This is a genomic window from Atribacter laminatus, from assembly GCF_015775515.1.
Classification (GTDB): domain Bacteria; phylum Atribacterota; class Atribacteria; order Atribacterales; family Atribacteraceae; genus Atribacter; species Atribacter laminatus.
Map to the genome: position 1 here is coordinate 1462796 of NZ_CP065383.1, position 26062 is coordinate 1488857.

Below are 26062 nucleotides of genomic sequence, written 5' to 3' on the forward strand. Positions count from 1 at the left end.
GCATTACTATTTGACAATTAAAACGTTGATGTGTTATCGTTATCACATTATGTGATAACGATAACACATCAATTAAATACTTTTATCTTTATTGAGGGAGGAATAGGGAATGGAAAAATTTGGGACTTCTTTTTTAGATGATTTAACAAAATTACGGAATTTTAAAAGTAAAAGAATTTCCAGCTGGGATAGAACAGGCAAGAACTATGACTGGCTCCACATGAAGCCACATTCAACATATACGATTGCCGAAATTGAAGGACCAGGTTGCATCAAACATTTCTATATGATTCCATTTTCTTTAGAATTGTTTTATTACCGGAAAACTATATTAAGAATATTTTGGGACGGAGAAAGCCAGCCGAGTGTTGAAGTGCCCCTTGGAGATTTTTTTGGAATTGGGAATTGTTTACCTCGGTATTTCACATCGCTTTTATTGACGGTTAATCCAGGTGATCCCAACCTTGGTACTCAAGGAATAAATAGTTATTTTCCTATGCCTTTTAGAAAGTCAGCCCGTATTGAAATAATTAACGAATCAGACATACCCTTTGATTGTATTTGGTATCATATCGACTATCAATTGTATGAAGAGATTGATGATGTAGCATATTTCCACGCTCAATTTCGTAGAGAAAGTCCAACAATTACAAAAGGTGAAGCGGAGTTTAGTAAAAATGAACCATTATGGGAAGGGATAAATGATACAGGGAAAGATAACTATGTTTTTTTGGATACCGAGGGAAATGGGCAAATAGTCGGCGTATTTTTTAATGTTGATAATATAGCAGGAAAATGGTGGGGTGAAGGTGATGATATGATTTTTATTGACGGTGAAGTATGGCCTCCCTCATTCCACGGAACTGGAACTGAAGAGATATTTGGCGGTGGAGCCTGTCCAGCAGACGAATATGCCGGTCCATACACGGGGTTCCCACTAATTAGTAATAAAAATTTCTCCCGAAAAAGTTCCATGTATCGGTGGTATATACCCGATCCAATTCGATTCTATAAATCTATCCGTATGACAATTGAACATGGCCATGCAAATAACTACGAAAATGATTATTCAAGTGTTGTTTATTGGTATCAAGAAGAACCACACAAAAACTTTCCAACTTTCCCATCGGCAAATGAAAGGATTCCTTTTTTAATTCCAGGCGAACAAGAAGTAGCCGAAAAACACATGAATATGTGTATCGATTTTTATAAAAAAGCTAAAACTCTTCAAGGAGAACCCCAAGGAAGTTTTCCACAAAAACAATGTACGATTTACATACTTCCAAAAATTGGGATGGTTCGTGATGCCTTTTTCCAAGGGAAATATGATTATGCCCTCAAAGAATTGAAAGAGCTACATGATTATGTAAGGCAATTATAAAAATATTCATTATGAGAAGGGAGGTGTTGAGCGAATCTTTCTCGGAGCTAAATTTAATGAATATAAGTTGTCAAAAAAGAATTAATGCATATGAAAAAGGGGGATACTTCAGTGAAGCTTACTATTAAACTATTCGTAATTATTATGATGTTGATTGCAGTAATTGGTGTTAGTTATGCTCAGGAAAAGGTGACCATCGATGTTTATGGTGTTCAATGGTTGCCTGGTCATTTAGAAGAAATGCCCAAAATTATTGCTAAATTTAATGAAACCCATCCTAATATCAGAATAAATTACATCCAAGGACAGTGGGCAGCTCTTAAAACTATGATGACTACTGGAGCAGCGGCTGGAAATTTACCAGACCTTATTAACTTAGAGACTTCGACAGCTATGGAATTTGGAGAAAGAGGAGCTCTGGTTGATTTGAATGAATTTTTAACCGACGAAATAAGAGCTCAACTTCTTCCAACTGCTATTGAAGGAGGTTTGGATTTTAACGAAGAACATGTTTGGTATCTTGGTGATGAATGGGAAGTAAATAGTTTAGTTTATTACAATGCTGGTCTTCTTAAAGATTCTGGTATTGAACCACCGGCACGAGATCAAATTTGGAGTTACGAACAGGGCCGAGAAGCCATGAAAAAAGTTACAGATCCAGCCTTTGATCGTTGGGGACTTATGCAAAATGTAACTATGGATGTTCAAGAATGGTTCATTCCAGCCCTTTGGTGTTGGGGATCGGATATTTTTGTTAAGGAAGGTGACAATTGGCGAGTAAAATTTGGACAAGAGGCTGTAGATGTTTTGAAATTCTTTAATGATCTTGTTGTTGTTGATAAAAGTCTTTCTTCTGAAACTGCCGGAATATCTACTGAAGGAATGGTATCCCGATTCATTGATGGTAAACTGGGATTTGTTAGTTGGGGTCCATGGTTTTGGGATTTAGTTGACCGTGCAGCTGGTGAAGACCTTGAATGGGGTGTTATGCATCCTTGGAATGAAAAGAAAACCGTAACCCAGGTTGAAGCAACTGGATATGCTATGGCAGCCAATACTAAACATAAAAAAGAAGCTTGGGAAGTTCTTTGGTTTTTAATGACTGATGAAACCAAGAAACCATACAATAAAAAAGGCAGAATGTTCCCAACCAGTAAAGTGCTCATTGAAGACCCAATGTTCCAAACTCAAGATGATTTTATGGATGTTCAATTGTTAGCCGCACAAAGTGGGAGACAACAGACAAAACACCCAGTGTTCGAAGGTCTTCATAAAGAGGTTATGATTCCGTTTGTCGGCATGATGTTCAATGGTGAAATGACACCTGAACAAGTAGCACAAGTAATTGAAAATGAAGGGAATTATCTCATTCAAGAAATGCAAGGAAGATAACTGAAAATTAATCAAATCTGGATAGAAGAATTAGTTACTAGTTCTTCTATCCAGATTGCATGATTGAAAGGAGAAAAAATGCCTCATTATGGGAGATAAAAAAACAGTTTCTTTAGCGCAAAGTAATGTTAGATTTTGTTGGTATGCATTAACACCTGCAATGATTGTCATTTTAGCAGTGATCGCCTTTCCACTTTTATATGCACTTTATATTAGTTTTACTGACATGAATTTTATGAGAGTTGAATACAGTTGGATAGGTCTTAGCAACTATCAAAGATTATTTTTTGGGGATTTATTTTTTTGGCCCTCAGTATTTACAACTATTAAGTGGGTAATTGGTACTACATTTATTCCTTATGTTATTGGATTAGTCATCGCTCTTTTATTGAATCAGAAATTCCATGGAAATACTTTTTTTAGAGTGGTCATTATTATTCCATGGGTAGTCCCTAACGTTATTGCAGCTTATATGTGGGAAAGGCTCTATGATACTTCTTATGGCGCGGTGAATTATATTTTAAGTGTTTTTTCTGGGAAAGAGGTTACCCTTCCCTGGCTATCATCTCCAAGTTTGGCTCTTTACGCCCTTATGGGTATCATGATCTGGAGAAACATTCCCTTTATGTCAGTTATGTTATTAGCAGCCTTAAAAACTATACCAAAAGAACTCTATGAAGCATCCACAATTGATGGTGCTGGAATTTTACAACAGTTTCGCTATATTACTCTCCCCCAAATAAAAAGTGTCAGTGGTGTAAGTCTTCTTTTGATGTTAATCTGGATGTTCAATCATTTTGATATTCCATATGTTCTTTTGAAAGGGGGACCTGGAACAACTTCTAGATTATTACCCATTAATACTTATGTAACCGCACTGAATCAACTCCGGCTTGGGTATGGAAGTGCTTCAGGAGTAATTTTAATGCTCATTATCTTAGTTTTGTGCGGTTTGTATTTAAGAACAATTTTACGACAGGATGGGTGATAAAAAATGCGTAAAAGAAAATGGCTTAGGGAGTTATTAATTATTATTGCAATTAGCTTGATTTCTTTTTATATTCTCCTTCCCATAGCAGAGATGGTATCCTTATCATTTAGACCCCCTGAAGAGATGAGGTTGTATAAAGGTTTAGTAAAAATACCAGAGAATCCGACATTATCGAATTATAAATGGGTGTTTACTTATAGTATCTTCCCCCGAAATATATTTAATACGATCTTAGTGGGTGGAATTGTAGCCTTAGTTGGAATAGGAATAACGGTTTTTACTGCTTATAGCATATCTCGATTTAAGTATAAAGCTTTAGGTCCAATATCAATTTTTTTGTTGGTCCTCCAGATGTTTCCCGCTGTTTTATTACTTATCCCAATTTATCTTATTTGGTCACGGCTTCAATTAACCGATTCCTATATTGCGCTAGTTCTTACCTATTGTACTTTTGTAATTCCCTTTTGTGTTTGGATGCTCAAGTCTTATTTTCAAGGAATTCCACAAGACCTTGAAGAGGCGGCAATGATTGATGGTTGCACGAGGATGCAAGCCATTACGAAAATAATTTTACCTGTTCTTTCTCCAGGAATCATAGCAGTTGCATTATTTTCTTTTGTTCTTGCTTGGCAAGAGTTTCTTTATGCCTCAGTATTAATTCGAACCAACGAAATGGCAACGGTTGTTCCGGCAATTTATATGTATGCTGGAACCAGCCGAACAGAATGGTCGATCATTGCTGCTGAATCGGTATTAGCTATTATTCCAGTGGCAATTCTTTTTGTTTATCTTCAGAAACATTTAGTTGCCGGATTAACAGCAGGTGCTGTTAAAGGATGATAAATTTGTGTTTTTTAACTCTTAATCTTAATGGATTTAATCTATAAAAAAAGAACGATTTTGCTGTATTAAACCCAAATTTTCTAAATTGAGTTTGTTTTAGGAGGAAAAAATGCTGGGATCTTCCCTTCGTGATTTGCCAAAATTAAGGAATTGCATTAGAAAGAGAGAGTCGAGTTGGGATAGAACAGGAGGAAATGATGACCGAGTATATATAAAACCCGGCGAAAAGAAATTGATTACTGATATAACCGGTATTGGTTGCATAACTCACATTTGGATGACTGCTCAATGTGAGGAGCAATATTTCCTAAGAAAAATTTTGCTGCGAGCCTGGTGGGATCAAGAAGAGAGCCCGAGTATAGAAGTTCCACTTGGTGATTTTTTTGGAATGGGGCACGCTAAAACCAAAAATTATGTTTCTTTGCCATTGAGCATGGGGCCGCAAAATGGTAAAGCCTTTAATTGTTTTTTTCCAATGCCATTTTTCAAAGAAGCAAAAATTGAAATAGATAACGGATGTTCTCAAAATGAACTCATCCTTTATTATTTTGTTGATTATGAGATTTATTCTACTCAAGAAGAATTAGGTGAAGTTGGTTTATTTCATGCTTGTTGGCATCGAGATAATCCATGTCAAGGTATCAAGCATTCTCCAGAAACTTGGCATAAACCTGGTTTTACTGGCTATAACTTAGATGGGAAAAACAATTATATCATTCTTGATGCTGCAGGTAGGGGTCAATATGTAGGATGTAATTTAAATATAGAGAATCTTGGGAAGCCTCTCGAGTGGAATTATTACGGCGAGGGGGACGACATGATCTTTATTGACGGTGAAAAATGGCCGCCCTCTCTTCATGGTACCGGAACTGAAGATTATTTCAATCTGGCTTGGAGTCCAAATCAAGAATATTACGCTCCCAATCACGGAATATTATTAAAAGGTGGTAACAATTGGTCGGGGAAGATTACTTATTATCGATTTCATATTGAAGATCCAATTTGTTTCCAGAAATCAATTCGAGTTACGATTGAGCATGGCCATGCCAACGATCGATCTGATGATTATTCCAGTACCGCTTACTGGTATCAAACCGAACCACATCAACCTTTTTCTCCCATGTTATCAGTTGTACAAAGACTTCCGATGGAAATTGAAGAATTATAGTCAAAAAATTAGTTAAAAAATAAATAATTGGTGGTGTAATCAATGTTGAACAATCAAGTTGATACTAAGAAAGTTAAAGAAAATATTCATCCCTTCAATTTTTCAGGGGTACAACTCAAGCAAGGACGATTTAAAAAGCAGTTCGATGATATGAAAGAGTATTATCTCAATATTCCAAATGATAATATTTTAAAAGGATTTCGTGAAAGAGCAAAGATAGACGCACCAGGAGAAGATCTTGGTGGTTGGTACACAGGAGACTCAACATTTCTACGGGTACACCCTGAAATTGATAAACCATCAAATGTTTTCAGTGCTTTCGGCCAATGGTTGGGGGCATTTGCCCGCATGTATAAAGTAACTCAAGATCAAAGAATCAAATCTAAACTTGAATACTTACTTCATGAATGGGGTAAAGCAATTGCTCCAGACGGTTATTTTTATTATGGAAACAATCCGAATGGTCCTCATTATGAATTTGATAAGACTGTTGGCGGTTTAGTAGATATCTATGAATATGTAGGGTTTGATGTGGCTATGGATTATTTAAAAAAGATAACTAAATGGGCTGAAAAGGGATTAAATCGCAGAAGAATTCCACCAACACCGGATAATTTTACCGGGGGAGGATATACTGGTGGATTTGATAGTGATAACGAGTGGTACACGCTCTCTGAAAATCTTTACCGAGCCTATTTACTTACTCATGACGAATTTTATAAAAATTTCGGCGAAACATGGCATTATAATACCTATTGGAACGACCTTGCTTCAAACCAACATTGTATGACAGCTCTTCATGCTTATAGTCATGTAAATACTTTAAGCAGTGCTGCCATGGCTTACAAAGTAACCGGTAATGAACTCTTTTTAAATGCTATACTTAACGCTTATGAAATTTTTAAAAATAAGCTAACTTTTGCAACTGGTGGGTATGGACCTTGGGAACGTTTATCGAACCAATATGGTTCTCTGGGTAACTCTTTATGGTTAGAAGAAAGGTCTTTCGAAGCACCCTGTGGGTCATGGGCTGTATTTAAGATTACCAGATATTTGCTTTCTCTCACCGGAAAAGCTTTTTATGGTGACTGGACTGAAAAAATTCTATTTAACGGCATAGGCGCTTGTCTTCCCATGGCTGAAAATGGAAAAACGTTTTATTATTCAGATTACCGAGTAACTGGTGGTCTGAAAAAATATTATTCCGATACTTGGCCTTGCTGTTCTGGTACTTATCCTTTAGCAGTTACTGATTATCATAATATAATATATTTTTATGATGATGAAGGAATATATATTAATTTATTTGTTCCTTCTCAAGTAGATTGGGAGACCAAAGGCACTTCAGTTAGAGTAGTTCAGGAAACTGATTTTCCCGAACAAAATAAGATTCATTTAAAAATTCAAACTGCTAATCCTGTAGAATTTTCGATAAAATTCCGAATTCCTGGATGGATTAAGGAAGATGTCTCAATAAAGGTAAACGGTAAAGAAAGAATACATAACTTTAAAATTGGTGATTGGGGTAATATATCTCAGACATGGGAAAACGGAGATACTATTGATATTAAACTACCAATGCAGCTTGAAATGTTACCAGTTGATTCACAGCATTTACAATTAGTTGCATTATGTTATGGCCCAGTGGTTTTAGCATCAAATCAACCAGGACCCCTCAAGGCAGAGATTAAAAACCCATCGAAACGGATTCAGAGAATAGCTCAAGACAAATTAGTATTCCAAGCAAATGATAATTTAAATTTTAAACCATATTATTCTTATCAAGAAGGAGAAGTATATTATCTCTATAATTTAATTAATAAAGACTAAGAGAATTGAAATGAAGATTGATAAAAAGAACATTACCCTAAAAGATGTAGCATTACGGGCTGGTGTTTCAGTTGCGACCGCCAGCCGTTCTCTGGGTAATTATGGATATGTGGATAAAGAAACCAAAAAAAAGGTTCTGAAAGCAGCCAAAGACCTGAATTATCATTTTAATTCTATTGCAAAGGGACTAAGAACCAAAAGAACTCATACTATAGGATTTTTGCTTCCAGATATTACCAATCCTTTTTATACAAGAATTGCGAAGGGCATTCAAGATTATGCCTATGAAAAAGGGTATAGTGTAGTTATTGCTTATGATGATAGTATGAGTAATAAAACCATTAAATTTTTTGAAATGTTTTTTCAAGATCGGATGGAAGGCTTGATTTTTTCAACACCTTATAATGAAGTATTAGAAGAAATGTGCCGGAATACTTTAAAAAAAGGAATACCAGTTGTGAGTTGTTATGGAACGAAAAAAGTTCGATTTTCAGATCTAATTCAAAGCGATGCTATTGGTGGTTGTTATAAAGCAACAAAATTTTTATTTGATTCAGGTTTTCCAAATTTTTTTGTTATTAAAGTAAAAGATAGTTCTATTAGCCAAAGGCGATTTGAAGGAATTGAAAAGTTTTATGAGGAAATTGGAAAAAAATTGAATAAAGATTTTGTGTTGGAAGTGAAGGACTATTCAGATAGATGTGGATATGAAGCAGCAAAGGAAGTTTTTATTCTTGGAAAAAAGCCGACGGCAATATTTTGTTTTGGTGAGCAATTAGCTATTGGAGTTATGCGGGCAGCGAAAGATTGCAATATTTCAATTCCCGATGAGCTATCATTGGTAAGCGTTGATGATGTAATTGCATCTCAACTTACCCCATCTATAACGAGTGTATCGTTACCGGTTTATCACGCAGGACAGGTTGCTGCAAATCTAATAATTGAAAGAATAGAAGGAAAAAAACGCATTAAAAGCCGAGAAATTTACTTAGAGGAGAGATTTATTATTCGAGAATCAACAAGTTATAACCGGTTAGGAAATTGAGTTTAATTATGATGACTAAATATGACTAAATAATAGAAGGATTAAAGAGGAGAATGTCAAATATGAATAATATAACTCATTTTAATTATTCGTTATATGACGAGCTTACACGAGCAAAGAGTTTTACCAGTAAGCGTATTTCAAGCTGGGATAGATCTGGGAAAAATTATGATTGGTTACATGTTCTTCCTGGAGAAAAAGCCGTTTTAGCAGAGATAGAAGGACCGGGATGCATTCGACATATATATGCTTTGATTCTTAGTTTCGATTTGTTTTTTTATCGTAATCTAATCTTAAGAATGTATTGGGATGGAGAAACCTCACCCAGTGTTGAAGTCCCAATTGGAGATTTTTTTGGCATTGGATTGTGTAAGCCACGATTATTTAGCTCTTTGATGTTAACGGTAAATCAAGGGGATCCGTTGTGGGCAACTCAAGGTTTAAACTCTTATTTCCCTATGCCATTCTCAAAATCAGCAAGGATTGAAATTGAAAATCTATCAAATATTCCTCTGGAATCTTTTTGGTATCATATTGATTATCAGCTTTATGAAGAAATTGATGATAATGTGATGAGATTCCATGCTCAGTGGTGGAGAGAATCGCCAACTCTAGCACAAGACCAGTTAACCAAAAATATAGTTCTTTGGGACGGAATCAATGAAAAAGGTAAAGGTAACTATATGGTTATGGAAGCAGAGGGTGATGGTCAGTTAGTTGGGATTTTCCTTGAAGTTGATAATATCGTAGGTGATTGGTGGGGTGAAGGTGATGATATGGTTTTTATTGATGGTGAGACATGGCCTCCATCTTTTCATGGAACTGGAACAGAAGAAATATTTGGAGGAGGAGCTTCACCTACCCAAGAATACGCTGGTCCATATACTGGATTTCCGTTGATAAGTAGTCCAAATTATTACCGTCAATCAGCAATGTATCGTTTTTTTATCACTGATCCTATACGTTTTAAAAAATCTATTAAATATACAATAGAACATGGTCATGCAAATAACTATGAAAATGATTATTCAAGTGTTGGTTACTGGTACCAATTTGAACCTCATAAACAATTAATAGCTTCCATAAATACTCGGGATCGGATTCCAGTATTAACCGATGGTCAAAAGCAAGTTTTTCAAAAACAGACCCAGGTAGCCCTTGATCTTTATAAGAAAATTAAAAAGTTGCAAGGAGATGCAAAGGGACCTTCACAATCAGATCTCAGAGTCACACGTGAACAAATTTCTTTATTCCGTAGCCGTGCTTTGAAGGCTTATCATGAAGGAATTTATGACCTTGCTTTAAAAGAATGGGAGATGGCTGAAAAATTTATAAAAAGCTTGTAAAATTTTTCCTTTTTAAAGGAAGAACAAACAAGGAAGGATGTAGCTTTTATGAAAAATTTTGTCCCCATAGTTCCCAAAACGCTGAATTTAGAAGAACATGCTGAATTAGCTTTCAATCATTTAACCAACAATCTTGATGCTAATCGTAATTTCTTGCCATATTTTCATACAATTTTTGAAACTGATCCAGCAGAAGCTCGCCATGAAATGTTTGATTATGGTGACTTAACAGCACGGTATTTAGATGCCCTCATTTTATGTCGAAATATGTGCGGTTCTGGTCAAGGGATAAATTATGAAAATAAGCTTAAAGAATTACTATTGGGTTATTTTGATGAAAACGATGGATTATGTTATCGACCTGCTCATACCTCACTATTTTCAACAGCTGTCTTCGATGCTGATTCGGTTCATTTAAAGCTCCAAAAAGACCTTCCAGTTATGTACAATTGCCATGTTGCTGAATTATTTGATCAAAGCCGAACTCTTATTGGACTTATTACCTGGTATAAGGATAGCTGTGAGGTTGAAGTCAAAGATAAAATTGATGCTCTTATTGAAGGACTTGATCGCATTAGTATTAAAAAAGATGACTACTGTTATTTTTCTAAAACCGAATATTCTCCTGGTTATGTTCCTGCAAACGATGAGGTCCCTAACCATGCGCCAATATATTTTGGTGGAACTTTGATTTATCCTCTTTTAAAATATTATGAACTTACAAAAAGTAGAAAGGCTTTCAAACTAGCAGAAGGCTTATCAAAACATATTATTTTTCATACTAAATCCTATGAATCAAACGGCGGTTTTGCTGGAAAAGACCATAATGGACAATCTCATGGTCATATGTCGGCATTAACCGGTCTTATTTTCTATTCAATTACGATTAATAATCAAGAATTACTACAATGGAGCAAAAAAGCCTTTGATTGGTTTATTCAGAATGGGTCTTCTTTTGGATGGTTCCCTGAATTTATCGGACGTCTTGCTCCTTCTCAAGAAGGATGCGAAACTTGCACAATAAATGATGTAATTTGTTGCGCCATCCTATTAGCTCGCTCAGGTTATTATGAGTACTGGGATCATATTGAAAGATTTACCAGGAATCAGTTGGTTGAAAATCAGCTTCGGGATACAAAATGGATGAAATCCTCTTGTCGGAAGGAGGATACCTGGTTATCTAGTTTTGACAATATTCCGGAGAGAGTGAGAGGCGGGTTTGCAGGTTGGGGAGGAATCAATGATTTTATTGGCAGTAATCCAATGTTTTCTCATCGAATGATGAATTGTTGCAGTCCATCAGGAGTCCATGCTCTCTATCTTGTCTGGGAAAATATTGTAACCGAAAAAAATAGTGAAATTTATGTGAATCTTCTGCTTAATCACAGATCTAAATGGCTCAAATTATATAATTTTATGCCTTATGAGGGTAAAATATTTGTTTCTGTAGATAATGCTCATATAGTAAATATTAAAATTCCTACTTGGGTAGAATTTTCACAAATAAATTTTTCAATAAACAACGAAAACCAGGATTTTCTTGTTAGCGAGGGAGATTACATTCGAATTAAAGGCTTAAAACCAAGGGATACGATCGTAATTGAATTTCCTTTAAAAAAGGAAGTAATACCAGAAACAATTGCCGGAACTGAATACAAAATTTATTGGAGAGGGAACACAGTAATACGAGTGTTTCCCGAAGGGGAAGAGTACCCTCTTTATCAAAGAAATCATTTAGATAGTGATCAGGCAATTTACGAACAAAAAAGCTATAATTTGTCATTAAAAAGATTAAATTGGTAAAATTTTACCGGGGTCTATTATACAATTTAAAGAGGATAACGAGGCATTTTCATTACAACATGCTGTTTGAGACGGGGGTGTGGCTGTTGGGGTTCGTTATCCAGGAAACTGGATTCGCTCGGGCTCTTGAAATGCCGCCCTCGTTTTTTTTATTGCACCAAGACATCTGCTGGGATGGTGCCGTTCATATGACTATGGCTCTATGAATAGACGCAATAACGACAACTGGGGGTCTATCATACAATTTTGAGAGGATAACGAGGCATCCCCGGATAAAATATGCTATGCTATTTGAGACGGGGGTGTGGCTGTTGGGGTTCGTTATCCAGGAAACTGGGTTCACTCGACTCTGAAATGCCGCCCTCGTTTTTTTATTGTCCCGTAACATCTGCTGGGATGGTGCCGGTCGTGTGACTGTGGCTCTGTTAATAGACGCGATGTGGGACAATAAAGAATACATCCTCAATATATCAAGCTTACAAGGCTCCGCTCATGAACGAACACCTTCTGGTTGGCATCGATGTTGGATGTCATTCGCATCAGGTTGCCATTGCAGAATCAAATGGCACACATCTTTAAAGAATTTGGGATTTCTCATAATGCCAGTGGTTTTAACTCTCTTTTTTCTGAAATTAATCATTATGAATCAACTTTGAAATGTCCAGTCATAATCGGAATGGAAGGGTTTAATGGGTATGCTCGACCTCTTGATCAATTGATTCAACAGAAAGGCTATATCCTGTATAACATCAATAATTTAAAACTGGCTCGATTCAAAGAGCTGTTCTTAAGGTCCTGCAAAAACTGATGTGATTGTGCCCTAAAAGATTGTCGAGTTCATGCGGATTGCTCCTTCTTTCCAAGGAGAGCGTTGAGCCATCACTCAAAATCAAACCAGGAAACGGAGTGAATCAGACCCTCAAACGATTGACTCCGATACGTGCGACAGTTGGTGAATGAAAAGATCAGCATCCAGAATCGAATGCAAGGCTTTCCTTTCAATCAGTCGCTCCGGGGTTAGTTGATTTGGTGAAAAATGTTGATAGTCGCTGGTATCTCCATTTTCTCACCTGCCGTCCTTCACTCCGAAATCTCGCTACCATGCGGAAAGAGAGTCTCCTCAAGATTAAAGGAGTCGGGAAAAAGTATGCTGCAGTAATCGCTTCCTGGCAAAAAGAAGCTCATTTTTCTACTGATGTTGACTTGGTCAGCTCCATGATCATTGAGGATGCCAAACGCATACTAGCGCTTATGGAAGCCATTGCAACCATTGAACAGGAGCTCGAGCCTCTCTGCGAACAATCAGATCTTGCCGGAATCATCGGAAGTATTCCTGGTTTTGGACCAATTTCTTCAGCTGAACTAGCTGGTGAAATTGACGATCTCAGTCGTTTTCCGCAAGATATGAGCTTAGCTTTGTACCTAGGAATGGCACCACTTGATAATAGTTCAGGGAAAAAAGAAGGGTGTAAGGTTGCCAAATCAGTGAATACTCGAACTAAAGCAGCAATGATGGTTGCGGTGGCTCATCATTCTTGGCAAGTCGAAGAATCAAAGCGATACTATGAGAAAAAACGATTAGAAGGGAAAAAGCATAATCAGGCTATCCGATCACTGGGGAGACATCTGGTCAGGGTTATTTGGTCACTCATAAAAGAAAAGCGCTTCTATGAAATCCGAGAAGAAAACGAGAGAAATATTTTAAAAATGGCTTGAAATTTGTAGTGGGATGTTCAGGTCTTGATTCTTGAATTTTTAATGACTTTTGCTCCTTCTCCCTTGATGGGAGAAGGTTGGGATGAGGGTGAGAACCAGGATTTTGATTCTAGGTTAGGTGTTTTAAATTATCCTAGGTGTAATTTCAAGCATCCCCCTCACCTTAATCCTCTCCCACCAGGGGAGAGGAAAACAAAGCAGAGAACTCTCTAGCTAGAGGAGAGGAAAAGATAAAAAATCAAAAATATTTAGGAGGGATTAAGTATGAAAAGGTTAGCTATACTGTTTCTTTTGCTAGCTATCTTCAGTTTAGTATTACTCACTGGATGCATTGAAACCAAAGCTACTTTTACCTTTCATGATGATGGAACCTATGATTCAAAGGTGGTTTTTAAAGCCGATAAAATCATGGGTGGCGATGAGCTTACCTTCCTTGGCTGGCAAATTGAATACATTTTTCCCTTTCTCATGACTGAGTATGAGCACACTTTTCAAACCACCAAAGTTGATTATTCTGAATATCTTGAACATATCTTTGCTGCCAATGGGCTTGATATTGATACTTTTAACGTCCGACCGAATTATCAGTTTATTCAAAAGGATGATGGAACCTACACTTTTGAAAGCATCATTCCTCAACTCATTGATAAGGTTACTGAAGAATCAAAAGACAACAAAGTCATTGAAATTGAAGTGCTAATGCCTGCTCCCATCGACATGGCCAATACCACCAATGTCGTTGATAATAAAGCAACCTGGATTCTTACTCAAGCTGACTTCACCCACGAGAATAAATTGAGGATTATCACTCAGTAGAAATTTTTGTATCTTATAACAATAAGTCCTCATGCCTTTTTATACCAACAAAAAAAATGAAAACCTATAATTCGACATGCCATGGCATGTTGCTACATGAATCGGGCACGATAAATTGCGCCCCTCCATTTTATAATCTTATGTAGAGGCTTGATTGATCATGCCCGCGGGTTTTTATGATAGGCATCCACGCTACTTTACAGCACCAGATGAGGATGAAAATACCTATCTTAATCCGTCATTGCGAGAAGTCCAAACGATTTTTGATTGGACGACGTGGCAATCTCATTTAGTAAATTTTTTAAATAATGAAAGTATGAGATCCTCACGGCTTCTGAATACGAAGCCTCAGGATGACGCTTGCAACGTCAGATGAGATCCTCACGCCCTCATAAAACCACCGCTCAGGATGACGGCAATTTTAAACATTAATGGATTTTCGGGACAAATAGATCGAAACACGGAATTTTGTTTCTTAACAGATAAGATTATATGAGTTGACTTAAATTCCTTATCCTTTTATGAAAGGCAAATGATTTTAATCGAAAGACCATTTCGTAATCATATGATAACGAATATAATGAATTGGAGGGATTTGTCATATCAAGAGATATGATTCAGGAATTCCTAAAAACTTTCCGAGGTTATTTGAGAAACCACCGTTTTACAATGTGGTCACGGCAAGAAAATCAGCAAACTTTTGCAGAACTCGGAATATCGATTGGGGAGTTCAAAGAGATATTGTGCAAAATAAACCTGAATGATTATCACAGTGGTCCTTATCAAGATCAACAATATTCCTATCTCGAATGTTGGGTTTTTAAAAAGACCATAAAAGGGAAAGTATTTTACCTTCGATTGCAAGTAGATGATGAAGACCAAGTTGCGATTTGACAATCATTTCATCTTCCTAAATATTCCATGCAATAACCTCTTAAAAAGGAGGAGAATAGATGAAAAAACTGTATATTGCCTTCCTTGTCGAAAAACCGTTGAGGCTGATGTAGTAGAGAGGAAGGAAACTTATACAGTGAAAGGTGAACCAATCGAAGTTCTTGCTCAAGTAGCAGTTTGCCCTCAGTGTAACCAAGATCTCTATGATGATGAACTGGATTCACAAACCCAGCAATCAATCTTTAACCAATACCGACAAAAACATGGCCTCTTAACATCGGAAGAAATTCTGAGGATCCGTGAAAAATATAAATTAAGTCAGAAAGCATTCTCTCGGCTGCTTGGTTTTGGAGAAGTGACTATCCATCGGTATGAATTGGGTTCAATTCAAGAGAAAACGCATGACCTTTTGATTCGTCAAGCTGAAGATGCCGTTTTATTCATCGCCGGTATGAGGAAAACTCAAAAGCGATGAAACCTCATGAGAAAAAAGCCTTTGAAGAACATTTAGCCGATTTACTACAAAAGAAACAGTCTAAATTCTTATCACCCAAGGTTTCATTTTATAAGAATAGGGATATCTATACCGGTTTCCGTGAATTTGATCTGCTGAAAACCATGAATATGATTCTTTATTTTACCAAAGAGTGTTTGGTTGCTTTTTACCCGACTAAAGCGAATAAAATGCTCTGGTATGCTGATGTGCTTCATTATCGATTGTATAGCTGTTCCATCAGTGGTTCACGATACATACACCATCAGCATGGTCCGGTTCCTGAAGAATTTCAGTTATTATATCCGTTGATGGAGAAAGAAAGATTCATTGAGCTGGAGTATCGGGAAATTGATGCAGAAAAGGGAATTGTTGGTCAGGTTATTCATGCAAGACGTGATTGGGATAAAATGCTTTTCTCGGAAAGTGAAATAAAAATTATGAAATTTGTCGCTAAGCGGTTCAGGCTTCATTCAAGTCGTCAAATATCTGAAGAATCCCACGAAGAAGAGGCATATAAAGAGACACCCAAGTTTGAATTCATCCCATATTCCTATGCTAAAAAATTTTATTTATATTTCCATTAAAGATAAAATTGCAGCCCCCATAACTCCAGCATTGCTATCAAGGCAAGATAGTTTTATATCCAGATCTTTTGTTATATTAGATATTGAGTATTCTCTTATCATTCTTTTAATTGGTTCAATAATTAGGTTATCAGCGTTTTTAAGGCACCCCCCAATTACTATTGTGGGTATTCCCAATAAGTTAATTACTTGAGATAAAACAAAACCAATTTTTTCACCAGAGTTGTTAATAAGCTTATAGCAGAACTTATCACCCATTTTTGCTTCAATAATAATGTTTTCAATAGTAATATTGTTATGGTTTAATGATGTTCTAACCCCAGAAGCAATGGATTTTCTTGCATTCTGGACAATAGCTGAACAGGATGCAACAACTTCCAAACATCCTCTATTACCACAACCACAAGCTGGTCCGTGTTCGTCGGAAAGGAAATGTCCAATCTCTCCAGAAATACCCATAGTTCCTCTATATAATTCACCATTAAAAATTATAGATAAGCCTATACCTTTATCTAAATAAATGTATAAAAAATCATTTAATTGTTGAGCAACACCAAGTTTTTTTTCGGCAAAAGCAAAAGCTCTGCTTACATCGTCAATAATAACTGGTAAATTAAATTTTTTTTCTAATGCTTTTTTAATCGGAAGATTTGTCATATCTTTACGATGAGAAGAAAAAAGCGAAATACCAGTTTTATATTCGACAAGACCAGCACTAGCAATGCCAATCGATTTTATTTCAGAATTAGAATTGAGAATTCCGTATATAAAATGATTTAAAGAAGTCAAAAAATCAGGAGATATCCACATTTCGCTTATCCCACTATTAATTATATTTCCCCCAGCAGTTGTTATGATCCATTTAATGTTATCGCCTCCAATTTCTATTCCGAGTGATGGTCCATAATCAGGATTTATACTTAGTAGCCTAGCTCTTCTTCCACCAGTAGAAGTATCATGCCCAATTTCGGCAATAAGTTTCTTTTCAAGAAGATAATCAACATAGTTACCAATTGTCGATCGGCTAATATTTGTTATTCGGGAAATTTCTGTTCTTGAAATAGCTCCTCTTTTCTTTATTACATCAAAAATAATCTTTGCATTTAATTCTTTTACAGCAAGCATTTCAAATCTCCGTTCTAAGTAATAAAAAAAAAATTGCTATAATCTTATACCAATATTTTATCAGATAAATCCTATTATATTAATTAATGCAAATATTAGAATAATAACTTGACATATTTATATACTTAGTATTATATATTTACAAAGATACCATTATTTATGGTTTTTTAACGGATAATATATCAAAAGATAGAAAAGGGGACAAATTATGTTAGTCGATCTTCATTGTTGTTTAGGTGAGGATTTGGACGTTAAGTCGAGTTCTGAAGACATTATTACCTATATGGGGAAGCATAATATTTCAAAAGCTGTTCTATCGACCCTTGGAAAAGGATTCATTCACCATTTTGTAGAAGAGAATCAAAAAATTCTAAATCTTATAAATTTATTTCAGGAGAAGTTTATAGGATTTTGTAGTGTAAACCCATGGTTTGACAATTCAATAGATGAATTAAGAAAAAGAGTAGTATCCGATGGGTTTAAAGGAGTTGTGTTTAATCCTTCTTTACAAGGTTTTAAAGTATTTTCTCCTCTTATAGAACCACTTATTGATACATGTGTTTTACTGAAAATTCCAGTTTATTTTTATTCTGGAACTTCATATTATGATCTTCCGTTAGACATGGCTTTATTGGCAAAAAAATACCCTCAAGTTAATTTTGTTATAGGTCAAATGGGAACTTCTGATTTTTGGATGGATATCGAACCATCATTACAACTGGCTAAAAATTTATATATAGAAACTTCAGTTAATCCCAATACAGATTTATTAAAAGATGTTGTTTACCATTTTGGACCAGAAAGGATAATTTTTGGAACTGGTTATCCATATACTGATCCTGAATATGAATTATTGAAAATAAAATTATGTAATTTTAACAAAAAAGAAGTTGATCTTATTATGCATGAAAATGCAATGCGTTTATTAGGATATTAGGAGGATAACGAGCGTGATGATCGATGTACACGTTCATTACTATGGTAATCAACAGTCAGAACCGGGTAAAAGCGATAAAGAACTAATAGATAAAATGAATCGTTGTGGAATTTCTTTATCCATTGTGAATTCTTTAACTGGTTTAACGGATAATGATTCCTCAACGGGGAATTTAGAAGTTTTTAATTTAGTATCTTCTTATCCGAAACGACTGTTAGGTATGGCTTCGGTGAATCCCTATCATAGAATAGTGGCTGAAAATGAATTAGAAAAATGCCTGTCAGTTTATAAATTTCGAGGTTTAAAACTTCATCCTTGGATTCAAGGTTATTATGCGCATAATAAAATTTGTTTTAAAATTTTTGAAATATGTGAGCATTATAATGTTCCTATTCTTTTCCATAGTGGTACACCTCCCTATTCTCAGGTAGGACAAATTGCTTATATTGCTGAGCAATTTTCAAATGTAAAGATTATTCTTGGCCATATGGGATTAACCTACCAGTGGAGAGAAGCTATTGAGTTGGCAAGTTCATATGAAAATTTATTTTTAGATACCTGTGGAATAACCTATCCCTTTGCTTTAAAAAAAGCAATTAGTAGAGTTGGAGTCGAAAAGATACTTTTTGCAACTGATTCACCATTTTTAGAACCAGAGATGGAAACATTAAAATTAAGAAATCTTAAATTATCTTCTGAAGACTGGGAAAAAATTGCCTATAAAAATGCGAAATTATTATTTAGAATAAATGATCTTTAAATAAAAAATTAAGGATTATTCTCCTTATGGGAGGGAAATAAATTGAGTAAGCTAGCTATTAACGGGGGGAGTAAGGTTCGAGAAAAACCATTTCCTGATTGGCCGATTTTTGATGAACAGGAACTCAAATTGCTTACTGAGGTTCTAAATTCGGGTAAATGGTGGAGAGGTGCTTATAGTAGTGTTGAGTTAGGTGGAGGGATTGTAAGTGGTCGCTCTAAAGTTGAAGAATTTGAGGAAAAATTTAGTGCTCATCATAAGGCAAAATATGCTGTTGCTACATCCCATGGATCAGATGCTTTAGATATAGCTATTAAAGCGTTAGGCGTTGGTCCTGGGGATGAAGTAATTGTTCCCCCTTATACATTCGTAGCGACTGCTACATCTGTATTGCATAATAATGCTATTCCAATTTTTGTTGATATTCATCCTGATACTTACAACTTAGATCCAAATAAGATTGAAGAAGCGATAACCGATAGAACAAAGGCAATAATACCAGTTCATTTTGGCGGAGCATTAGCTGATATGGGTCGTATAAATCAAATTGCAAAGAAATACAATATTAGAGTTATAGAAGATGCAGCACATGCACATGGAGTTGAATGGGAAAATGGAAAAATGGCAGGAACATTTGGAGATATTGGAATGTTTAGTTTTCAACAATCTAAAAACATGGCCGCAGGTGAAGGTGGAATTGTTATTACTAATGATGAGGAACTTTACTCTCTTTGTTTTTCTTATCACCATTACGGGCGTGAAAAAGGTCGCCCATGGTATGAGATACATCGACTCGGTTGGAACTTTCGAATGACAGAATTTCAAGGTGCTGTATTAATTCCTCAGCTCGGTAGATTAGAAAGGCTTAATGCTAAAAGAACAGAAAATGCAAAATATCTCACTAATAAATTATCCCAAATTGATGGGTTAGTACCATTAACGGTGGATAGTCGAATTTTTAAACCAAGTTATTACCTCTATATTTTTAAATATAATAAAAATGCTTTTAAAGAAATACCAAGAGACGTATTTATTAAAGCTTTAAATTCGGAAGGCATACCAATCACACAGGGTTATGATTTCCCAATATATAAAAATCCTCTTTTTTTGACAAAGAATTTCTCAAATAATCAATGTCCGGTAAATTGCAGTTATTTTTCAAAAGACATTAATTATTCTTCTTTTGAAGAAAAATGCCCGGTTTCTGAAAAAGCTTGTAATGAAGAAGCATTATGGTTAACGCAAAATCTTTTTATAGGAAACAAAAACGATATTAATGATATTTGCGATGCTATTTGGAAAATTATAGAAAATTTAGATGAACTTTTAAAAATTTCATAGTTATTTTTTATCGGGGAGGGTTAGAAGTGATAAAATGCGGCATCATTGGTACTGGAATAATGGGAGACCTTCATGCTATAGCTTGTAAGCAATATTCAAAGTGCGAATTGGTAAGCGTATGTGATATTGACGAAAAACGAGTTTTAAGTTTTGCCAATAAGTATAATATCCCCAAAACGTACTTAGAATTTAAGGAAATGATAAAAAATGAAGATATTGATACCGTAATTATAGCAACACCAGACTACCTTCATTGTGATCCAGTTCTTGCGGCAATAAGGGCAGGAAAAAACGTGCTTGTCGAAAAGCCCATGGCCACAACCCTTAATGATGCACAATTAATTTTAAAAGCAGCAAAAGACAATAAAAATTTATTCATGGTAAATTTTTCTTCTCGATGGATCCCTACTCATCAAAATACAAAAAAAGCGATTCTAAATGGTGAGGTTGGAGATATTCGATACGGTCATATACGACTTGAAAATACTTATTATGTACCCACGAAAATGTTGAGTTGGTCTGAAAAAAGTTCACCAACTGAGTTTCTTCTTCCCCATTCTATTGATTTGATAAGGTGGTTTTTATCTTCGGAGGTCACTGAAGTTTATGCTTTAAAAACTGATGGGGTTTTAAGATCTTTAGGAATTAATACCCATGATAGCCTTCAATCTTTGGTGACTTTTTCTACTGGTGCTGTAATTAATTTTGAAACTTCGTGGATTCTTCCTGAAACTCTTCCTTACATGGTAGAGAACGCTCTGAGATTAGTAGGGTCAAAGGGCGCTATTTATACAGATTTAAGCAAACAATGTTTGCAAATATATGGTAGTCAGACTAACAGCCCTGGAAGTTTTTTAATGGAATATCTTAATGGAAAATGGTCGGGATTCTTTTTTGATTCTGTATGCCACTTTTTTGATTGTATACTTGATAACTCTCAAAAACCATTAACCAATGTTTATGATGGATATAAGAACACTGAAATAATTGTTGCAATGATAAAATCGGCAATGGAAAAAAAGAGCATACAATTGCCTCTTTAAGTAAGAATGATTTTTTCATCTAAAGATAGGAGGTGAAATGCTGTAAAAAGTGTCCAGTTGTAAATAAGAACAATTCAAAAAAATAGGAGGGTTATTTAAAAATGACAAGAAAAAATAATAACCGAATGAATATAATGTTAATTTTAACGATGCTTTTTTGTGTTTTGATACTTTCAATGTTTGCTTTTGCTGAGGATGTTGAAATAGTAACTTTAAATGCAGGCACATCTGAAGTTGAACAAAAATGGGGTTTTCAATATGTCGAAGAATGGAATAAAAATAATCCACAAATGAAGGTAAGATATGAATTAGTTCCATGGCCGGATCTTCATACAAAAGTGATGGCGTATATTGCAGCTGGGACTCCTCCAGATATGGCATGGTATTTTATGGACCAAATTAATGAATGGCATAAAATGGGTGTCCTAGAGCCCCTGGATGAATGGTTAGGAGATTCCAAAAACGAATATTTAGATGCACTCGTTAATCCAGGAAGTGATGCTTATTTTGATGGTAAAGTATATGGTGCTCCATTTAGCTTGGTAGCTTCAGGCTTAGCAGTAAGACGTGACTTGCTTGAAGAAAAGGGTTTATCTCCGGAATCTATAAAAACATGGGATGATTTTAAAAACGCAGTTAAGGTTCTCACGGATCCGCCAAATAGGTATGGTACTATGATTATTCTTGGGGAACCAAGAATGACATCTCTTGACTTAGGCTGGTGGGCAGTCTCAAATGGTTTGGGAAGTATTTCTGATTTTAATCCTGAGAAAAAGAAAAATTATATAGAACTTCTCCAATTTGTTGTTGATCTTTCTCCTTATATGGCTCCCGCACAAATTGGTTGGATCCACCGAGATTCTATGACATCATTTGCTCAAGGGCTTGTTGGTATGTACGCAACTGCATCTTACTTTTATGGGGAAATTCATCCAATTTCAGCTGATGTTATGTCTGAAGAAAAAACTGTTTTTATTCCTTTGCCATACGGGCCAAGTATGAAATCACATTCGACACCCATGTATACAGTCGGCTATGTAATGTTTAAAGATGCTCCACATAAAAAGGAGGCAGCAGAATTTCTTAAATATTGGGTTAGTGATGATGTTAGTAAAGCGTTTCCGATGAACCTTAGTCCGAAGAAAAATGTAACGATTGATGATCGTACTTCGGCTCTTGGTGAAGATGTGCGTTGGTTTGAAAATCAATGGAATAAGATTATTCGTGAAACAAACGGAGTTGGATTGAAACCAGTTGTTCCAGCTGAAGAGATATATAGGATATTCAATGAAGAAATAATAAAACTCTTCAAAGGAGAAACTACACCAGAAGAAGCATATGATTATCTTAAGGCAAATATCGAACCTTTATTGTTAGACTAGAATGAATATAGTTTTGCAGGGAGTTTTCAGAAATTCCCTGCAAAACTATATATATTGTTAAATTTATTAATAATAATTAAAAATTAGATAATTACAAAAATATATGATATCTAACTCAATCATGAAAAACTTAAAAAAAGGAAATTCATACGGTCTGATATTAACTATACCTGCACTATTAGGAATAGCAATATTCATTGCTTTACCTTTGGTCAGGAGTATATTATTGAGTTTCAATAGTTTATATCTTCTCGAAGGAATGGATTCAGGAAAGTATATCGGTTTTAAAAATTATGTAAAATTTTTCAATGATCCTAACCTATTTCTTTTTCTTAAAAACACAATAATATGGGTTTTTGGATCTGTGTTTGGGCCAGGAATTCTGGGAATGATTCTTGGATTATTACTTAACAGGCGCATTAAAGCCCGACCGCTTTGGAGGGGCTTGGCGTTAATCCCGTGGGTTATGCCTCCAGTTGTAGTTGGAATGATCTGGAGGTGGATTCTTGACGGACAATGGGGAATTTTAAACCGTCTCCTTCAGCAAATTCATATTATTGATAAACCAATTCTCTGGTTAGCCGATACAAGCTATGTAATGTTAAGTATTGTTCAAGTAGCAATCTGGAAATTTTTTCCATTTTGGTTTGTAAATATTTTAGCTGGTTTACAAGTTATTCCACAAGAAATGTACGAAGCTGCAATAATAGATGGAGCTTCCAGTTTTAATGTTTTCACAAAAATTACACTTCCTCAATTACGTCCAATATTGTTTGTTTTAGTATTGTTGCAAACGATATGGAGCTTTAATGAATTTACTATAATATGGGTATTAACTCAAGGAGGGCCAGGTAATACGTCTATGACACTTGCTCCCTTAGTATATGTTAATAGTTTTAAATATTATAGAATGGGATACGGGGCAAGTATTGGTGTTGTGATAATGATTATAACAATGATTTTTACTGCTATTTACCTTAAAAGAGAAAAGATTAACTCATAAAATTATAAAGAGGTATTCATTGAGACGTTTATACAGTGGAAAAAAGAAAAAAAGGATTGTTAATTTTTTATTAAATATTATCCTTGCTATCATTTTGGCATGGGTTGTATTCCCATATTTTTGGGCTGTAAGCTCGGCCTTAAGGCCCATATCAAAGTTATTTACTCTAATACCAGAGTGGTTGCCATCACCTTTAACTCTGGAAAATTATAAATGGGCATTTACCGATAAAAACTTTTTAATCACCCTTAAAAATTCAATTATTATTGGAATTTTAACGGCCTTATTTTCTTTGGTACTTAGTTCTCTTTCTGGTTATAGTTTAGCCCGTTTTAAGTTTAAAGGGAAAAAAACTATAGTTACTTCATTAATTGTTAGTCAAATGGTACCAGGAGTTCTTTTAATCATTCCGATATTTGTAATATTTTCACAATTACATTTAGTAAATACTTATTTAGGATTAATGCTTGCTTATTCAACGTTTTCAATACCCTTTTGTGTTTTATTACTTCGTAGCTTTTTTGCTCAGTTTCCTGAAGAATTGGAAGAAGCAGCTATGGTTGACGGTTGCTCGAGGCTTGGGTCTTTTGTTAGAATAACATTACCTCTGTCGTTTCCAGGTATTATGGCAGTCACCCTTTTTTGTTTTATCTTGGCATGGAATGATTTCCTATTTGCTTTAGTTTTAACAAGAGATACAACAGTAATGCCTGTTGCCCTACAACTTTATAATATTTCAACTGTTCAATTCGCTGCGGGAAATTGGGGAGGGATTCTTGCCCAAGGTACAATTATTACTTTGCCAGTCGCTATTTTATTTGTTCTTTTACAACAATATTTAATTCAGGGCATGACTTCAGGAGCAATCAAGGGTTAATATAAAAAACATACTGATTGATCAAAAATTTTAAGGATTAAATAATGATTCTTAAAATATATAAAGCTTTAAAATTGAAGAATCGTGGAACTGTGGAGCTGAGAAAAACTAAAGGATGAGGTCTTCACACGGGATAACATAACTCATGATGAAGTCGTTTTTATTCATTGCTGCTCTTCATGTTAGATACATTTTTTGAATAAAGTTCATTGAATCCGTGGCTCTGCTTCTTTTTTCATATTAATAATATGTTGCTCTTTTTATACAGTCATTTGACTGAAACCAGAGTATCAATACAAGGAAATTCTGGATCTCTGGTTACTAATGGTGTACTATGACGTTAAACCAAGGCAACTGCAAAAGCATTAGCATAAGAAATTGAGTGTTTAGCTTTAATACGGATAGCCTCCAGCGCTAACAATCTCTTGGATGTTCAGGTCTTGATTCTTGAATTTTTAATGTATAAGATAATTTAAATACTCAATATTTGGCAAACTAAAGTCCCAGTACTCCTTATTTAATTAATGGTTTAAACTTGAATGTTTAGAACGATAACTCTTTCCAGTTAACAGTAAAAAATGACAAAGATGGATTTTCTGGATTTAGAACATTAGGATGGTCTCGACGCTATCAAGAAAGAGTTATCTTCAAGTTATTACAATCAGCGTATTTTCATAGCTCCGATATCATGATTGGTACTTTTAGCAATTATATGAAGTGATTTCTCATTAAAACTATTAAATATTGTTTGATATGATCAATTTATAATCATTTTGAGCATCTTTTCTTTTTCTCTTTTTTCTCATCCTTGCTGTGAACAAGCAAAAGGGTAGACAATTTTACATAGTACTGGTAATGGTTGTTTTTATTTTAAAGTAACTCCCTAATTTTTTTACTTACCATTTGCTGTTTTATTTGGCTAATTGATTGTATTCATAGTGAATTCAATTTAGTTTTCTTCAGTCTTCCAAAAACCCTGTATGTAGAATATTAATATAGAAGATTTTATAGTTTTGAAAGCGCTTGGATACCATCAGAAATTCAAGTGTTTCTATTAGGGCCTATTGACAGGGAAAGTAGTTAGCTTTATTATTTAGTGGTAAAGACAATAATACCTTTTTATGTTTTGCCCAGAAGACAGGGTGTGTCTAGCTTCAATTATTAGGTTTTGGTATCAAACATTTAAAATGTGATTCCTTATCAAGATATAAATTTAATTTGTTTTAAACGTAAGACTAAAAAATGTTTTTATTAATCCACAAACTGGGACTGTATCAGCCCCGGATATA

At 35.1% G+C, this 26062-nt stretch carries 23 protein-coding genes; 22 read left to right on the forward strand and 1 reads right to left on the reverse strand.

Features of this window, described 5'->3' with window-relative positions:
• The first annotated feature begins 109 nt into the window (after positions 1-109).
• The 15 genes from RT761_RS06695 to RT761_RS06765 all read left to right on the forward strand — a co-directional run bounded on the left by RT761_RS06695 (position 110) and on the right by RT761_RS06765 (position 16305).
• Positions 110-1381: a glycoside hydrolase family 172 protein gene (locus RT761_RS06695; protein WP_218113299.1), complete on the forward strand. Its 1272-nt coding sequence runs from the start codon at positions 110-112 to the stop codon at positions 1379-1381.
• A gap of 111 nt (positions 1382-1492) precedes the next feature.
• Entirely contained in the window at positions 1493-2773 is a 1281-nt protein-coding gene (locus RT761_RS06700) for an extracellular solute-binding protein (RefSeq protein ID WP_218113300.1), read from the forward strand.
• A gap of 88 nt (positions 2774-2861) precedes the next feature.
• A complete protein-coding gene (locus tag RT761_RS06705; protein ID WP_218113301.1) occupies positions 2862-3761 on the forward strand; it encodes a carbohydrate ABC transporter permease in 900 nt (299 codons plus the stop codon).
• A 6-nt stretch (positions 3762-3767) separates the two neighbouring features.
• Positions 3768-4604: a carbohydrate ABC transporter permease gene (locus tag RT761_RS06710; RefSeq protein WP_218113302.1), complete on the forward strand. Its 837-nt coding sequence runs from the start codon at positions 3768-3770 to the stop codon at positions 4602-4604.
• 112 nt (positions 4605-4716) lie between these two features.
• Positions 4717-5775, forward strand: coding sequence for a glycoside hydrolase family 172 protein (locus tag RT761_RS06715; protein WP_218113303.1), 1059 nt, complete (start codon positions 4717-4719; stop codon positions 5773-5775).
• 42 nt (positions 5776-5817) lie between these two features.
• Positions 5818-7605: a beta-L-arabinofuranosidase domain-containing protein gene (locus RT761_RS06720; protein ID WP_218113304.1), complete on the forward strand. Its 1788-nt coding sequence runs from the start codon at positions 5818-5820 to the stop codon at positions 7603-7605.
• Positions 7606-7615: 10 nt separating this feature from the next.
• Positions 7616-8650 carry a LacI family DNA-binding transcriptional regulator gene (locus tag RT761_RS06725; RefSeq protein ID WP_218113305.1) on the forward strand — a complete coding sequence of 345 codons (1035 nt, stop codon included), beginning with the start codon at positions 7616-7618 and terminating at the stop codon, positions 8648-8650.
• 62 nt (positions 8651-8712) lie between these two features.
• A complete protein-coding gene (locus RT761_RS06730) occupies positions 8713-9996 on the forward strand; it encodes a glycoside hydrolase family 172 protein (RefSeq protein WP_218113306.1) in 1284 nt (427 codons plus the stop codon).
• Between the two features lie 48 nt (positions 9997-10044).
• Entirely contained in the window at positions 10045-11799 is a 1755-nt protein-coding gene (locus tag RT761_RS06735; protein WP_218113307.1) for a glycoside hydrolase family 127 protein, read from the forward strand.
• Between the two features lie 562 nt (positions 11800-12361).
• Complete coding sequence (locus RT761_RS06740; protein ID WP_218110911.1) at positions 12362-12607, forward strand: hypothetical protein; 246 nt, start codon at positions 12362-12364, stop codon at positions 12605-12607.
• A gap of 221 nt (positions 12608-12828) precedes the next feature.
• The gene (locus RT761_RS06745; protein ID WP_246465327.1) at positions 12829-13515 is read left to right on the forward strand and encodes a transposase; all 687 of its coding nucleotides are present in this window, start codon (positions 12829-12831) and stop codon (positions 13513-13515) included.
• 264 nt (positions 13516-13779) lie between these two features.
• Entirely contained in the window at positions 13780-14331 is a 552-nt protein-coding gene (locus RT761_RS06750; RefSeq protein WP_218113309.1) for a hypothetical protein, read from the forward strand.
• Between the two features lie 669 nt (positions 14332-15000).
• On the forward strand, positions 15001-15225 hold the full coding sequence (locus RT761_RS06755; RefSeq protein ID WP_218113310.1) for a hypothetical protein: 225 nt from the start codon (positions 15001-15003) through the stop codon (positions 15223-15225).
• A 136-nt stretch (positions 15226-15361) separates the two neighbouring features.
• The gene (locus tag RT761_RS06760) at positions 15362-15700 is read left to right on the forward strand and encodes a type II TA system antitoxin MqsA family protein (RefSeq protein ID WP_246465249.1); all 339 of its coding nucleotides are present in this window, start codon (positions 15362-15364) and stop codon (positions 15698-15700) included.
• Positions 15697-16305, forward strand: a complete 609-nt coding sequence (locus RT761_RS06765) for a Panacea domain-containing protein (protein WP_218113312.1) — start codon at positions 15697-15699, stop codon at positions 16303-16305. The genes RT761_RS06760 and RT761_RS06765 overlap by 4 nt, the downstream gene beginning before the upstream one ends.
• Here the strand turns inward: RT761_RS06765 and RT761_RS06770 are convergent.
• Complete coding sequence (locus RT761_RS06770) at positions 16291-17430, reverse strand: ROK family protein (RefSeq protein WP_218113313.1); 1140 nt, start codon at positions 17428-17430, stop codon at positions 16291-16293. The two genes, RT761_RS06765 and RT761_RS06770, sit on opposite strands and share 15 nt — an antisense overlap.
• 208 nt (positions 17431-17638) lie before the next feature.
• Here RT761_RS06770 and RT761_RS06775 point away from each other — a divergent pair, with 208 nt between their 5' ends.
• From RT761_RS06775 to RT761_RS06805, 7 genes are all read left to right on the forward strand, one after another.
• Positions 17639-18367, forward strand: a complete 729-nt coding sequence (locus RT761_RS06775) for an amidohydrolase family protein (protein WP_218113314.1) — start codon at positions 17639-17641, stop codon at positions 18365-18367.
• Positions 18368-18383: 16 nt separating this feature from the next.
• Positions 18384-19127, forward strand: coding sequence for an amidohydrolase family protein (locus tag RT761_RS06780; protein WP_246465329.1), 744 nt, complete (start codon positions 18384-18386; stop codon positions 19125-19127).
• Between the two features lie 42 nt (positions 19128-19169).
• Positions 19170-20468: a DegT/DnrJ/EryC1/StrS family aminotransferase gene (locus tag RT761_RS06785; protein ID WP_218113316.1), complete on the forward strand. Its 1299-nt coding sequence runs from the start codon at positions 19170-19172 to the stop codon at positions 20466-20468.
• A gap of 26 nt (positions 20469-20494) precedes the next feature.
• On the forward strand, positions 20495-21511 hold the full coding sequence (locus tag RT761_RS06790; protein WP_218113317.1) for a Gfo/Idh/MocA family protein: 1017 nt from the start codon (positions 20495-20497) through the stop codon (positions 21509-21511).
• Positions 21512-21612: 101 nt separating this feature from the next.
• Positions 21613-22893 (forward strand): ABC transporter substrate-binding protein, encoded by a 1281-nt coding sequence (locus RT761_RS06795; RefSeq protein ID WP_218113318.1) that lies wholly within the window; start codon positions 21613-21615, stop codon positions 22891-22893.
• Between the two features lie 121 nt (positions 22894-23014).
• The gene (locus tag RT761_RS06800; protein ID WP_218113319.1) at positions 23015-23896 is read left to right on the forward strand and encodes a carbohydrate ABC transporter permease; all 882 of its coding nucleotides are present in this window, start codon (positions 23015-23017) and stop codon (positions 23894-23896) included.
• Positions 23897-23915: 19 nt separating this feature from the next.
• Complete coding sequence (locus RT761_RS06805; protein WP_218113320.1) at positions 23916-24773, forward strand: carbohydrate ABC transporter permease; 858 nt, start codon at positions 23916-23918, stop codon at positions 24771-24773.
• Positions 24774-26062 lie beyond the last annotated feature (1289 nt).